This window comes from Enterococcus sp. DIV0174 (genome assembly GCF_050529065.1).
GTDB lineage: Bacteria > Bacillota > Bacilli > Lactobacillales > Enterococcaceae > Enterococcus_B > Enterococcus_B thailandicus.
The window spans coordinates 1,792,757-1,806,350 of record NZ_CP172881.1; the positions used below are offsets into that span (position 1 = coordinate 1,792,757).

Annotated in this window: 12 protein-coding genes; 2 read left to right on the plus strand and 10 right to left on the minus strand. The window is 37.5% G+C overall.

The window, feature by feature from the left end; translation table 11 throughout:
- Nucleotides 1-176: 176 nt before the first annotated feature.
- The 7 genes from IGJ93_RS08510 to IGJ93_RS08540 all read right to left on the minus strand — a co-directional run bounded on the left by IGJ93_RS08510 (nucleotide 177) and on the right by IGJ93_RS08540 (nucleotide 8,873).
- Nucleotides 177-1,181: a DUF916 and DUF3324 domain-containing protein gene (locus IGJ93_RS08510; RefSeq protein ID WP_256869137.1), complete on the minus strand. Its 1,005-nt coding sequence runs from the start codon at nucleotides 1,179-1,181 to the stop codon at nucleotides 177-179.
- Between the two features lie 33 nt (nucleotides 1,182-1,214).
- A complete protein-coding gene (locus IGJ93_RS08515; protein WP_430596915.1) occupies nucleotides 1,215-1,823 on the minus strand; it encodes a WxL domain-containing protein in 609 nt (202 codons plus the stop codon).
- 24 nt (nucleotides 1,824-1,847) lie between these two features.
- Nucleotides 1,848-3,212, minus strand: a complete 1,365-nt coding sequence (locus IGJ93_RS08520; RefSeq protein WP_311801694.1) for an adhesive domain-containing protein — start codon at nucleotides 3,210-3,212, stop codon at nucleotides 1,848-1,850.
- Between the two features lie 33 nt (nucleotides 3,213-3,245).
- On the minus strand, nucleotides 3,246-4,733 hold the full coding sequence (locus tag IGJ93_RS08525; RefSeq protein ID WP_067480769.1) for a Mur ligase family protein: 1,488 nt from the start codon (nucleotides 4,731-4,733) through the stop codon (nucleotides 3,246-3,248).
- Between the two features lie 29 nt (nucleotides 4,734-4,762).
- Nucleotides 4,763-5,002 (minus strand): hypothetical protein, encoded by a 240-nt coding sequence (locus IGJ93_RS08530; RefSeq protein ID WP_067480764.1) that lies wholly within the window; start codon nucleotides 5,000-5,002, stop codon nucleotides 4,763-4,765.
- Nucleotides 5,002-6,687: a hypothetical protein gene (locus IGJ93_RS08535; protein ID WP_067480761.1), complete on the minus strand. Its 1,686-nt coding sequence runs from the start codon at nucleotides 6,685-6,687 to the stop codon at nucleotides 5,002-5,004. The genes IGJ93_RS08530 and IGJ93_RS08535 overlap by 1 nt, the downstream gene beginning before the upstream one ends.
- Nucleotides 6,688-6,758: 71 nt before the next feature.
- Nucleotides 6,759-8,873 (minus strand): adhesive domain-containing protein, encoded by a 2,115-nt coding sequence (locus tag IGJ93_RS08540; protein WP_430596916.1) that lies wholly within the window; start codon nucleotides 8,871-8,873, stop codon nucleotides 6,759-6,761.
- A gap of 482 nt (nucleotides 8,874-9,355) precedes the next feature.
- Between IGJ93_RS08540 and IGJ93_RS08545 the strand changes: the two genes are divergently transcribed.
- On the plus strand, nucleotides 9,356-10,804 hold the full coding sequence (locus IGJ93_RS08545; protein WP_086270799.1) for a helix-turn-helix domain-containing protein: 1,449 nt from the start codon (nucleotides 9,356-9,358) through the stop codon (nucleotides 10,802-10,804).
- A 136-nt stretch (nucleotides 10,805-10,940) separates the two neighbouring features.
- Here IGJ93_RS08545 and IGJ93_RS08550 read toward each other — a convergent pair whose 3' ends face one another.
- From IGJ93_RS08550 to IGJ93_RS08560, 3 genes are all read right to left on the minus strand, one after another.
- Nucleotides 10,941-11,141, minus strand: coding sequence for a cold-shock protein (locus tag IGJ93_RS08550; RefSeq protein ID WP_067480755.1), 201 nt, complete (start codon nucleotides 11,139-11,141; stop codon nucleotides 10,941-10,943).
- Nucleotides 11,142-11,277: 136 nt separating this feature from the next.
- Nucleotides 11,278-11,886, minus strand: coding sequence for a superoxide dismutase (locus IGJ93_RS08555; RefSeq protein WP_067480752.1), 609 nt, complete (start codon nucleotides 11,884-11,886; stop codon nucleotides 11,278-11,280).
- Nucleotides 11,887-12,000: 114 nt separating this feature from the next.
- A complete protein-coding gene (locus IGJ93_RS08560; RefSeq protein ID WP_067480749.1) occupies nucleotides 12,001-12,459 on the minus strand; it encodes a GtrA family protein in 459 nt (152 codons plus the stop codon).
- A gap of 245 nt (nucleotides 12,460-12,704) precedes the next feature.
- On the opposite strand from IGJ93_RS08560, the gene IGJ93_RS08565 reads away from it, so the two are divergent.
- Entirely contained in the window at nucleotides 12,705-13,514 is an 810-nt protein-coding gene (locus IGJ93_RS08565; protein WP_067480746.1) for a DUF1189 domain-containing protein, read from the plus strand.
- The last annotated feature ends 80 nt before the right edge of the window (nucleotides 13,515-13,594 follow it).

Genomic DNA, 13,594 nt, shown 5'->3' on the forward strand with positions numbered 1-13,594 from the left:
ATTTATGCTGGAAGTTTTGGCACTAAGTAGTTATCTCCAAGCAATGAGAACACTTTTCTAAAAAATATGTTCTCTTTTTACCTATCCTATTCAAGAACACTTTTATGATAAAAAATTTCTATATACCACACAAAAAAGCTGGAACACCACACTGTCCCAGCTTTCCGGTTCAAACTTTATTCATTTTGGTTATTTTTTCGGAATTTGTTTAGTAACCAGACAATGACTAAAACCAGTCCCACGATTGTCCCAATCCCTAGCCATATCAACCATGGAAACGGCTTTTCAGGTTCTTCGATTGAAGCATCTTTTCTATTGTAAGAGTCAGATGTCTTCTTACTCACCTTGAATAACGTTTCATCACTCCAATGAAAGTTTTCTTTACTAACTGTTATCTTTAAACGATACGTTCCCTCCTCAAACTTTTGTCCTTCTAAAAAAATCAAGTATGCCATCCCGCTATTCGGAGCAAATCCGATTGCTTGATTCCCACTTAATTGAGGAGTTTCTTCATTTCCGTTAAATAACTCATACTGAATATCAGCTGTCGATAAATACGTTGCCTTTGTATTTTGTAAACCTACCTTCACAGCATTTCTGCCATTAACTTGAGTTGGGGAAGCTTCCTTCATTTCAAGAACAGGTTCAATTTTTTCTCGTTCATTTTGTAGCAAGACAGCTATTTCTCGAGAAAAGACATTTTGAATGTTACCTTGTGCTTTTTCTCGTGGCTTTTCTTGAAGATAAATTCCGCCAGCAAGCACACCTTCAAATGGTTTATTTGGCATTGTGACAGTTAACTCAAGAATTTTTTGTTCATTTTCTTTTAAAGTAAATTCTTTTTGTGACAATTGAACTACTTTCTCAATATCGGCTGGTAATGCTTGTGTTGTATCCTGGTTTTTCCCTGAATACTCGACGACACCAAGTTGGTTCGTTCTTGCGCGATTAAAAGAAGGAATAATCGTGACTGGCGACTCTTTTAAATTAGTCACGGTTACTTTTAACTGAACCTCTTGTTCAGGTGCTAATTGCAAATCAAAATAGGCATCATTTTGGGAAGGTATTTCCTGATTCGACTGAATTTGCGCATCAAAGCTTTGAAGTGATTCTCCCTGAACCGGTACTATAAATCCCAAACTCAATCCTACTATCCCGAGTATTCCAATCAACCATTTCACAATTATCCCTCCTCTTTTCATCTACTCAAGTTTTTATGGTTCGGGTGTTGAAGAAAATGTCCAATTCAAGGTTGTCGTATACTCTGCTGCTACTTTATTCGTATTAGCTGGTACCGCTAAAGAAAACTGGTCAATTGCCAAAGAAGTATCCCCAGAATTCTCCCCAGCAGTTGCACTTAATACCGTAAATTCTTGGTTAAATACCTGAATAGCTAATTCATCATTTTCATAAGTGCTTGTTGGGCTTAAAGATAAGTTATTTGTAACTGAACCAAACGATAAACTTAACACTGCATCTGTCAATTCCACTTCGTCACTCGTTTGAAATTGTTCGACTTGTGCTACTTTCACCAGCCAAGTTCCTGTAAGATCTCCTCGGTTATCTCGAACGTCAACTGCTCCAGTTGTTGCAGGCGCTGTCTGTTCACCAGTCGTAGTAGCAGTCCAGTTTTCCGGTGTGACGGTTTGAATTGGATGTTCACCAAAATTTAAATCAGTCGGAATCTCACTAGTGTAATCGAATTCCAATGCTCCAGGGATATAATTCACTTCACCTTGTGTCTGTGAGTCTGCCAAAACAAATTGACCAGAGAATAAGCACAGCCCTAACATCGCTAAGCTTGTAAAAATTTTCTTTTTCATAACAATTCCTCCTCCTTTAGCAATCTAACTAGGTGTATCTGACAACACCCACTCCAAAACGGTTTGGTAAGTTCCCGTCGACTTCACAGCTTCTTTTGGAACAAACAGTTGAAATTCACTCAGATTTAATAGAACATTACCTGGTTGCGTCGTTCCATTTAACTGGACAAGAGTTTGTTGAACGCCAACATTTAAGCCAACTGTCTGATTGGCAGTGCTACTAACTGAACCTGCAGGAAAAGTTGAAATCAGATCAGCATTTTTAATTTGTAATTGTGCCAAAAGTTCATTCGTACCTTGGTTCCATGAAGTTAGCTGCTCCACTTTTAACTGCCAAAATTTTTCTACCAATCGCGTATCACTAATTTGAACAACCCCTGTCGTTACTTGTTGATTTTCTTTAGCAATCAGTAACTCATCTATTTGCGTTTGAATGGTATGTTCACCAAAATCCAAATCACTTGGAAGCAATGCCGTTTCCATATCTAATGATCCTGCAGAAAAATAAATGGCTGTCTGCGCAACAGATTCTTCTAGTTGGATCAACGTTTCATCTGTCTGGATAAACATTCCTGAAAAATTTGCAACATAATCACTTGTAATCGCAGGCGAAGAAATTAAAAAAGGGAATGATGCTTGCATATTTCCCAAAATTGAGCCTGCTACCAACGCACGACTATCCGCAGAAGTCGGTGAATTCAAGTTATTAATCAATTGATTCAACGCCGTTGTAAACGGGGTTAATAACACTCCCAAAACCGTTCCAATTAGAGGAATTGCCGTGACAACAGTCAATAGATTTTGAACACGATTTTTTAACGTGGTAGCCAAAATCGGTAATAACCCTTGACTAATAGCTACTTCAAATTGTGTGCTAGTTCTTGGGGTAATCGCAAGAGACAAATTTTGACTACCAAAATTTTCCGAGGTTAATTCCGTTAATGCTTGGTTCACAGCCGTTTTATTTGCTGCAGAGACCAGTGGCGAATTAACGATCAGAGAAATTACTGAACTGATTGTCGGCATCAATACTTGTAAAGGGGATTGGCTCAAAGGAACAGTCACCGTCGTCTGTACAGTTGCAGGCCCGTTAACTTGAACATAACCAACCATCTCCGTTGGAATTTCAAGTATTCCGTATTTTTCACCCGTTGTAATCGCTCCAATACCTACGCCATCTTCTCCCGTAAGCACAAAAGTAACTGGCGTATTTTCCACATGCAAAAATGGTTCTTCTACCGTGGTTTGGCTGTTATTTGAAAGTGTCGTTGTTCCAAATAGTTCTAAAGAAAGTGCATGAACGACATAAGTCTGACTTAAAATAATCCAAACCAAGCAGAAAGTCATTCCAAGTATTTGCCAAACTTTTTTTCTTTGAAAAAAACACATCTAACCCCCTCCCTCGCATCAATTTGAACTCAATCAATGAACCTTTTGACTATTGAAATTTCTCCCTAAACTACGGATATACTGATCAATTTGCTGAAAATCGCTTCCTGTTACTGAGCCTTTAGCTAAAATCAAACTATCATCACTCAGTAGCGCTTCCAATTGATTGGATAATTCTTTTAACGTAGCAAACCAGTGAAACTTCGGATCGTTTTGTTGCTCCAAAGCAAAGATTTCTTTGAACTGTTCCCCATAGCCAAAGATATAATCAGCGTCGGCATCTTCCATATCTTTTTTGATTGCAAGATGAACAGATTTCGCTGCATCTCCTAAATCAGCAATTTGTCCTAAAATCAGAAAACTTTTTCCTAAATAATAAGGACGTACATCATTAAAATAACCAATCGCATTTCTCATAGCCGGTAATGAAGCGTTGTGGGTGTCATCAATAAACGTAACTTTTTTTTGTGGTGCAATCGTTATTGATGATTTTTCTAAAATTTTGTGTAGTGGTCTAAATGTCTCAAATTTTCTAAGGTACGGCTTGATCGTCCCTTCCACCTCATGAACCACTAGTAACGTTGCTAAGGCATTGGAAATCATTCCAGCAGAAGAAACTGTTAGATTGACAGCCATTTCTTCGCCTAAAAAAGAAATCACTAACTCACAGTATTCTCTTTTTTGTTGCCAGTGTTTGACATAGACATCGGCTAGTGAATCTTGTAATGAATAAGTGTAGATTTTCGCCTCTCTTTTTCTGGCACCATCAACTAAAATAGTGAACTCTTCTCGTCCCATATCTTTATTGATAATTGCCGTTCCACCTTTTTTTAACCCTTCAAAAATCTTGGCTTTGTGAATTGCTACACCTTTTGTATCCTTCAACGAGCTAAGATGTGCTTCGCCAATTGAGGTCACCAACGCAATATCTGGTTCAATCAACTTTGACATAGAACCAGTATCATAGGAATTCAATGCATTTACTGAAACTTCTAAATTAAAAACTTCTGGATCAGTTAATAACTTGCTCATATACAGCGGGACCGCAAAACGTACATTGTGATTTCCTCGGTTTTCTAATACTTTCTTTTCTTTAAATAAATGAGAAATCATCATTCGCGTCGATGTTTTTCCCGCAGAGCCTGTAATGGCAATCACTGGTTTAGTAAAATCTGCTCGCAGCTTAGCTGACAAGTTCAATAGAAATTCCCAACTATTCGGAACGATAAACTGTGGAACCTGAACTGTCTCATCTGTGATTGGATGTTCCGTTACAATCAAGCCAAACTCATTTTCTCTTCCAGCAATTTGTTCATTGCCATCTAACCATTTAACTGGTTTTCGATTGATATAATTTCTTCTTCCAGGCGTGATACAAACAAAAATCGTTGAAGAATAATCATGGTGTTTCTTTAAGTGTCCTGAGAAATATTCTAAATCTGTTATTTCTTGATCCAAATTTTCATACTCTCTGAAATAATTTCCTTCGATTTCCGTTAGCAATGTTCGAATGGTCGTCATTTTTTCACCCCACCTTCTTCATTTATCGGCTACCAGCGACCACGTCTTGGACGTGCCTGGTTCACGTATCTGGTTGCTGTTTTTTTAATTCTTTCAGGTGAATCATTCTGGTCGTTTTCCCAAGGATACAAGCCATTTTCATCTTTCTCATACCCAGTTAGATCTGCTGGAGGCTGCTGACCTTTCCGCTCTTTTTTCCGGCGTACCTTAAAAATAAAATAAGATAAACCAATCAAAGATAACGCAATAAAACGAATCGTTCCAACCATTAGAATCCCTCCTCTTTATTGGTATGCATTCGATAATTGATCAAGCCTGACAGAAAGTGCTCCGCATCGTCAATTCGCATTCGAAAACGGTCATGTCGGGCAAAAAAACCATAACAAACAACGGCCGGCTGTTTAAAAAATTGCGCAAATTCTGGGAACATCACACCTGTTGTTATTTCATGTAAAGCTCTCTTTTCCATCACCTGATTAATTCTAGATTTTGCTTGAAAAAAATCTTCATCTAATGGAAAGATTTCTTTTCTAAATGGACTCACTTCTAATTTAGTCATCATTTTTGATGCTGCAACTAACAATTCCAACATGGTTGGATAAGCAGTATCACGTTTATCAATGAAATTGATATTTTCCAGAGCGTTTTTTAGCCCAAATTGATAATATTCCTTTTTCTGTTGATATTTCAGTAATTCATTTGTCGCATAGCTTAACCAATGGTCGTGATATTTTTGATAATTATTAGCAACGAACTGTGCCATTAGACCTTCGCAGATTGCCAAAATTTCTTGCTGTTTCAAAATCTCATAAGCACGTAACAACGCAAACAAAATTTCACCGTCATAGTAAACGATTCGGAATTGCTCTTTCACTTGCAATTGACCATCCAGCACATGAATTGTTTTCTTTTCTGCTGTTAAAAACTTATCTTCAACTACTCGAATCAGCTCTTGTAAAAAGGAATGAAACTGTTCGTCTTGAGTTAGCTCAACATACTTGGAAACAGCGAGTATCGCCGTTGCTTGTGCGCCTAGCTTATACTCCACATCTTTTGTTAGTTGCTCTTTAATGAAGAGATAATCATCGAGTTCAACTGTTAAGTGTTCCATCCCCCAGAGCAATCCATCTTTTACTGATGCCAGCATCTTTTGATCGGAAAAGTATTCGGCTGCTTCTGCCAACGCATATAAGGAAGAAAAATGTCGAACTGAATTATAACCTTTAATTGGTTGATCATAGCAGGGATAATAGCCATAAATAAATTTTCCAGTAGAAGTTAACTGATTTTCTAAATAACTACTCCCTTTAGCAATAACCAAGTCTGTCATTTGTGCTAAATTTTCTCGAGAAATTTCCCGTATTCGATTCCCATTTCCATAGTCCTTAATCGGTAAAAGTTGCCCCTCCTCAAAGTAATAGGACTTCGTTTCAAACAAATAAAAGTCCGAGCGCTGTAAGTAACTTAGATCTTGTTCATTTCTCCCGTATTTTCGTTTGACATAACCACGGTAGTTTTGTTCATCAATTTGTAAATCTGGAAGATTTTTTCCTACTTTATGTGCTTTACTTGGTTTCAAGATTGCATTAGCAACAAGTTCTTCCATTAAGAAGCTTCGTTTTCGTAAACCATCGATCCTGACATTAAAATCAACGTAGTTATTTCGGCGAACTTTTTTTAAACCTGCTAAAAACTGGGTAAAATCGATTTTTGTTTCTTTTGTCAAAATATCAATTCTTAAATAAGGAGCTTGATTGAATTGATTGATTTTATATGCGGATAAAAAGTTGTTCCAGATTGTCTTGAAATTGTTGCCATAAAATTCAATGACTCGTCCGCGTTCACTAAAATCACCGGTGCTAACAATCAGCAGTTTATTAGTCGCACTCGTTTCAACTTGATCAATGATTTCTTTGATTGAAGCCAAACTATTTTCGGTCGTCTGAACAAACATATCCTCACCTCATGAAAGACTGATGAAGAGAATGCTCCCTTCATCAATCTATTTTATTTTCCTACTTAGCTTTATTTATTCTTTTTTCCTTTGCGAAGTTTCCAAATCCCTAGTCCAGAAATAAACGCTGTTAATGCTCCTAGTAATGAGGTTGAAGCACTTGTTTGATCAGATGTTTTCGGATAAGTTTTTGGACTCGTCTTCGATGTCGCTCCAATTCCAGTCCCACCTTTACTACTTGGTGGATAACGGTCATTACCAAGTTGAAGCGGTAATTTTGGTGTCGGTCCTGTTTGCTTAACTGGAGTAGGATCATCATCGTCAGCATCAGCATCTGCGTCGGCATCAGCATCTGCGTCGGCATCGGCATCAGCATCGGCATCCGCGTCGGCATCGGCATCGGCGTCGGCGTCAGCGTCAGCATCGGCGTCGGCATCGGCGTCGGCGTCGGCATCGGCATCAGCATCGGCATCTGCGTCAGCATCGGCGTCGGCATCAGCATCCGCGTCGGCATCGGCGTCGGCATCCGCGTCGGCATCGGCGTCCGCATCAGCATCGGCATCAGCATCGGCATCGGCATCCGCGTCAGCATCGGCGTCGGCGTCGGCATCCGCGTCGGCATCGGCGTCAGCATCCGCGTCGGCGTCAGCATCCGCATCGGCATCCGCATCCGCATCGGCGTCGGCATCAGCATCGGCGTCGGCATCAGCATCGGCATCAGCATCCGCATCGGCATCAGCATCCGCATCGGCGTCGGCATCGGCGTCCGCATCAGCATCGGCGTCAGCATCGGCATCAGCATCGGCATCGGCATCCGCGTCGGCATCCGCGTCCGCATCATCGTCGTCTTCATCCGGAATAAATGCTTGCGTTGGTAAACTTGGAATCTCATTCTCATCGTAAGCAATCAACTGAATTTCATCTAATGGATCAACGTCCTCTGAAGAAATTGGAATAGTAAAGCTTCCTGTTACTTCATCCGCTGGTCCTTCACCAATCAATACTCCATCTTTATAAATTCTTACTGTAGCACCAGGATCAGCCATACCCGTGACTTCATAGCCATCAGCTACATTTCCAGTCACCTCAACATTGTAAGGAGCAGTTACATCACTTGCCTCATAGAAAACCGGTGTGTACCCGTCATAATTTGAAGCAATGTCAATCGCCAATAGACTTGATTTAATCATCGTTGCTAAAAAACCTGCTTCATAGGGATTCGAGATGTCTACTCCCGCTGTTAATAAGTCTTGATAAGTTGGATCTTGGATTAGAGTTGGAATGGTCACGGTTGTTTCACCAAGCACACTGCCATCTACTAAATTACCAATCAATGCAGAACCTACGTTAACTAGAGCTAAAGCCGTATTGTAAGTGAGTGTAAAAGCTGGTTTAAGTGTGGCATTTAACGTTCCATTAACTGCACTTGCCGCAATCGTGCCTGCTATCCCTGAGCCAGAAGTTGGAACTGCTTGGATAGATTGCACTGCGTTATTCAAATCTGTTAAAATATCCGTTAGTGATTCACGAATGATTACTTCAAGAACGCCTTCGAGTTCGGCATAGATGTATTCATCACCTTGTGCTTCGAGTTGTAAGGCAACATCAGCAGCCGTTAAATTACTTAGGTTATTCAATAAGTCTAACTGTGTATAAACTTGTGATAAATCTACTGTTGCTAACGGGTTAAGTGCTAGTGCGGCGTTTATTCCATTCACTAAGGTAGTCACCGCACCATTTACAACTGTTAGTAACGGATCTAAGGCATTCGTAGGAAGCAGAATTTCGGTTGAGAATGTTCCATCACCATTTGGCGTTACTAGTCCTTGCATTTCTTCTGGAATTGCTAGAACTGCTAGACGATTTCCTGGTAAAACACTTAAATCAATTCCACTATCTGCTGATATGATAAAATCAACAGCACGACTAGTATTTTCTAAAGGATAAGGGGCAGAGCTGGTGGTTCCACTTGTGTTAGACGAAGTTAAATTACTGAATAGCTGTCCGCTAATCAAATCTGCGTAAACTTCGTTCGTTTCAAGGGTAAAAAGTGGCGTAGCAATTGAAATTGGGGCTAACCCTAACAACATACCTGTTGCTAACGACGTTCCTACAAGCAAGTACTTTCTTGAGCGGCGCTTAGCACTTGCTTTTTGGTCCATTAATTTTCGGTAGTCCTTTTTCATGTTTATCCTCCTTTTTGAAACACATCTCCTAACTGTCCTGTCCTCCGACAAAAGAATAAATATGTGAAGTAGCTAACGACCTCCCCTTTATATTCGATTTTTATACCTAAAAGGCGCCTTTTTAGGTATTTTCATTCACTAGCAACTTAAGTTATTCGGAGTTTATCAAGGGTATATTATAAAATCTATTATTTTGCTCGTTAGTCAATAAAATAACCACCATTAAACGAAATTGTTACTTTAAGATTAAAAAATAATAAAAAATGTATTATAATATTCACCATAAATAGATAAAAACTCTTATAAAACAAATAAATCTATAACACGCAAAAAAGATAAAATATCATACGATATTTTATCTTTTTGTAGTTTTACGTTATTTTTTCTTATTTTTTGCGTTTGTCAAGTTACAAAAAACGAGAATTTTTAACGAAGTTTACTAATATTATCTATTTTAAATAATTTTTGGAGGAATAACTTATATGAATCAATTTTTTAGTTTAGAACGTCCGATACAAATGCAGTTGACCATTCTTGAAACACTTTACTTTTCAGAAAAGTCTTATTCTTTAGAGAAACTTGCTCACTCAATCTCATCTGACAAACGATCAGCTGCTCAATATTGTCAAAAAATCCAAGAATTACCAAATGCGATTCATTTTTCCAAAACTTCATCCTATTATCGTTTCTCAGGTGATGCAAAAGAGTATCAGCTCCTACGTTCAGATATCTTAGCTCTATCACCGATCTTCCAACTAGTTTACCAGTTAATTTTACTTTCTAAAATTCAAATAAACGAGTTCTTGGATTCACTTGAGATCAGTGAATTTATTTTGCGTAGACATATGACACAATTAAATAAAAAACTTGATCCTTATCAAATCCAAATCAAAACTAAAAAAGGAGACATTTACCTAACTGGAAAAGAAACGCAAATTCGCTATTTTAGTTACTTAGTTCTATGGGAGACTTATCAGGGCGTAACCTGGCCTTTTTCAACCATTGACTTTGAACAAACATTATCTGATGTAGAAGGTCTTTTTGAAGCTGTAGGTCAGCAACCAAATAAAATAAAAGCTCTGCAATGGTGCTATATTTCTGCCATTAATCTCTTACGATCCTCTCAAGGACATTTAATCGATAACAAGACATTACCTTCATTTACCACACAAATCTGGAAAGAATTTTCGGAAGAAGTGGAAAGCTTTCAGCAAGCAATTGGAGATAAATTTTCGGAAACAGAATTACGTTTTTCTTTTCTCTGGATGCAGTCAAAAACAAATTTTTATTTAGCAGAAAATTTTTTGGAAAGAGCGCTAAAGCTTCATTTGGCAAAACAAACTTCAGCAAGATTATTTTTGATTAAGTTTTTTTCCTATTTAAATACATTGAAACGAAATCAGCTTAACCATATCAAAAAACGTAAGCTGTTAAACGCAACCTTACTAGCTAACTCGATGCACGCCATTTTATTTCCGAACTTTTTAACATTAAATAAAGAATTTATTTTTGATATAGAAGAAAAACATCCAAAACTCTTAGAGGAAATGACGCGTGTCTGTACCGAGTTCAAGGATCAAGACCAAGCGCTCTATTGGTTACAACCTTGGATTTTGACGGAAGCATTCCTGATTATTGCTCCACCAACTTATTTTGATAAACAGGTCAATATCAAATTTGAAAGTGACCTTCCTCATTCACTAGAGTTAGCGACAATGAAAAAAATCAATGATTCTTTACGTCCGTACATCAATGTTTTTATGACAAATGATCTTGTGATTCAACCAGATTTGATTATCCGAACAACAGACACGTTACTTACCATGCCAAAATTTGAAGAAGAACCAACAGCTGTTACAATTTCCATCCAATACATTGAAAAACAAATCCATTCACTGGTTCACTTCATTAAAGAACGTTTTACTCCATAATCCATTTTTTCTATAAATATAAATAAAAAAGGAGTCATGGCATACGCCACAACTCCTTTTTTGCATGATCTTGTAAAAGAAGTCAACCTTTTTCAAAGTCACTTGTTTTTGACAAGATCGTTTTATTCAACAAATATTATAATTTAGTCACTTCAGCAGCTTGAGGTCCGCGTGAACCTTCAACAATTGTGAATTCAACTTCTTGGCCTTCTTCTAAGCTCTTGAAGCCATCTCCTTGAATTGCTGAGAAGTGTACGAATACGTCATCTCCGCCATCTACTGTAATAAACCCAAATCCTTTTTCATTGTTGAACCATTTAACTGTTCCGTGTTCCATAAGTGTATAGCCTCCAAAAAATGTTCTTGTAAGAATTCTTCTTACAAAAATATTATACCGAATTTAGAAAACGCTCGCAAGGCTGTTTTTCACTTTTTCCGGAATCAGTCAAAGAGAGAGCTAACACATAAACATGTTATTTTGCTTGTTCAAACTGTTTATTTACTTCATCCCAATTCACAAGGTTCCAGAATGCTTCGATGTAATCAGGACGTACATTTTTATAGTTCAAATAATATGCATGTTCCCACACATCCAAGCCTAACACTGGTATTTGACCTTCCATCAAAGGTGAATCTTGATTAGCAGTTGAAGTAACAACTAATTTGCCATTATCAACAGCTAGCCAAGCCCAACCAGAGCCAAAACGACCAGTTGCAGCAGTTTTAAATTCCGCTTTAAATGAAGCAAAATCACCAAAAGCAGCATCAATTGCTTCTTTGATTGCTCCTGTTGGTTCGCCACCGGCATTTGGTGCCATAATTTTCCAGAAGAATGAATGGTTTGCGTGACCTCCACCGTTATTGCGAACTGCAGTTTTAATATCTTCAGGAATAGCATCCATATCAGAAATTAATTCTTCTACTGATTTTTCGCCAAGTTCTGGATATTTTTCGATTGCTGCATTTAAATTCGTAACATAAGTATTATGGTGCTTGTCATGATGAAGGTGCATTGTTTCTTCATCGATATAAGGTTCTAAAGCATCATATGCGTATGGTAAATCAGGTAATGTGTAAGTCATTGAAAATCTTCCTCCTCAGTAATTCTGTTAGTCTTTACACTCAAAAGAGTAACAAAGAGTTGAGATTTCTTCAAAAGTTATGCCTACGATTTTTGTTATTGTTCTTTGATTTGATCATTTGGTTTCTTTGATTTCATCGATTACCTCAGTTTTTTTGAAAATAAATAACTTACTGAATACATAGTTAGCCAAAACAACTAAAATTTGTGTAATGATTTTGGCCACATACTCGTTACTATGGAGCCCCTGAATTAGTAAAATCATAGCGCCCATATCCAGTCCATAGGAAACAATTCGATAAAAAAGAAACTTGCCAAATTCTTCCAGCACGTGCCAAAAACTTGGTGATTTAGAATGAAAAACCCAAATTTTATTTGTTACAAAAGCGAACAACACTGAACAAATCCAGGAAATCGTATTGGAAACAACCATGCTGAAACCAAATACTTGTAATGCCAACGCAAAGGTCACGAAGTTTACCACTGTTGCTAGTCCGCCAAAAAAAATGTACACAAAAATTTCCCAGTACCCTTTTTCTTCTAAAAATTCTTTGATTTGCAGATATGCTTTCATTTTTGAACCTACCTTATTAAAATTCTTATTTATCATACGCTATTTTCGCAAAATTTTCAGCCAGATTATCAAAAAATTAGTAAACAGCTTCGTTTAGCCATAAAAAAACAAGCAACTAATTTCTTTAAGAATAACATTTTTCTGATTGACAACCAATCAATCGTGTAATTTTGGCTCCTTCCCTTGTATTTCCAGCCATACTTCGCTAGAATTGCTGTTGAAGACAATACTAAAGAGGAGCTATTATGACAACAAAACAATTATTATTCAGTTCATTTACACAATTCAAAAATCTCAAAGAGGCACGACAAACTCCTTTTTGGAAATCAATTCTTTATCTCTTAGCGCTAAGTGTAATCATGGCTTTGCCAATTTCATTCCAAGTCTTTCAAGTTTTGGATAACATCAAGACAGATGGACAACAAATTGCAAAAAAAATCCCTGATTTTGAAATCAAAGATGGGCAATTAGATGCCCATGGCGCTGAAGGTTTCATTTATCAAACAAATTCCATCATTTTTACTTTTGATCCAGATGGAAAACGTTCTGAACATGACATCTCAACTGATTTGATGGGTAATTTTATCAGTGTTGGCATGCTGAAAGATCAAATGGTTATTGCCTTACCAAATTCTGGCACAACTACTTCTTTGTTGGGTAGCAATGAAATGACCTTGAGTTATTCAAATGAAGCATTAGCTAACTTGAATGGGAAACAAATGCGTGAAGTCTTAGCAAAATCAACGATTCCGTTTTGGATTAAAGCAGTGACTTTTATTATCACTATTTATCCAAGTTTTCTTAACTTACTAATTACATTAATTATTGCAAGCTTTGCCGGTTATATCTATGCTCGTTTGCGTTTGACTAGAGCAACATTCCTTGATTGTTTAAAAACAATGATTTATGCGATTACTTTACCAACACTTCTTTCCACTGTGCTTTTAATTTTTGTTCCAACATTTGATACAAGTATCTTCATCACATTAGTTGGGTTATTTATTTTCATTCAGGCAAGTAAAGGTTGGCCAAGATTTCAATTACCAAAACAATAATTCTATTTGAGCTATGACAGCTGTCATAGCTCTTTTTTTATTTGCTGACCTCTTCCTCATCAACTTACTTCAAACTTTTC

Coding starts and splice junctions, on each gene's coding strand:
- IGJ93_RS08515 (WP_430596915.1), bottom strand. CDS start 1,823: ATGAAAAAGAAAATTTTTACAAGCTTAGCGATGTTAGGGCTGTGCTTA.
- IGJ93_RS08520 (WP_311801694.1), bottom strand. CDS start 3,212: ATGTGTTTTTTTCAAAGAAAAAAAGTTTGGCAAATACTTGGAATGACT.
- IGJ93_RS08525 (WP_067480769.1), bottom strand. CDS start 4,733: ATGACGACCATTCGAACATTGCTAACGGAAATCGAAGGAAATTATTTC.
- IGJ93_RS08530 (WP_067480764.1), bottom strand. CDS start 5,002: ATGGTTGGAACGATTCGTTTTATTGCGTTATCTTTGATTGGTTTATCT.
- IGJ93_RS08535 (WP_067480761.1), bottom strand. CDS start 6,687: ATGTTTGTTCAGACGACCGAAAATAGTTTGGCTTCAATCAAAGAAATC.
- IGJ93_RS08540 (WP_430596916.1), bottom strand. CDS start 8,873: ATGAAAAAGGACTACCGAAAATTAATGGACCAAAAAGCAAGTGCTAAG.
- IGJ93_RS08545 (WP_086270799.1), top strand. CDS start 9,356: ATGAATCAATTTTTTAGTTTAGAACGTCCGATACAAATGCAGTTGACC.
- IGJ93_RS08550 (WP_067480755.1), bottom strand. CDS start 11,141: ATGGAACACGGAACAGTTAAATGGTTCAACAATGAAAAAGGATTTGGG.
- IGJ93_RS08555 (WP_067480752.1), bottom strand. CDS start 11,886: ATGACTTACACATTACCTGATTTACCATACGCATATGATGCTTTAGAA.
- IGJ93_RS08560 (WP_067480749.1), bottom strand. CDS start 12,459: ATGAAAGCATATCTGCAAATCAAAGAATTTTTAGAAGAAAAAGGGTAC.
- IGJ93_RS08565 (WP_067480746.1), top strand. CDS start 12,705: ATGACAACAAAACAATTATTATTCAGTTCATTTACACAATTCAAAAAT.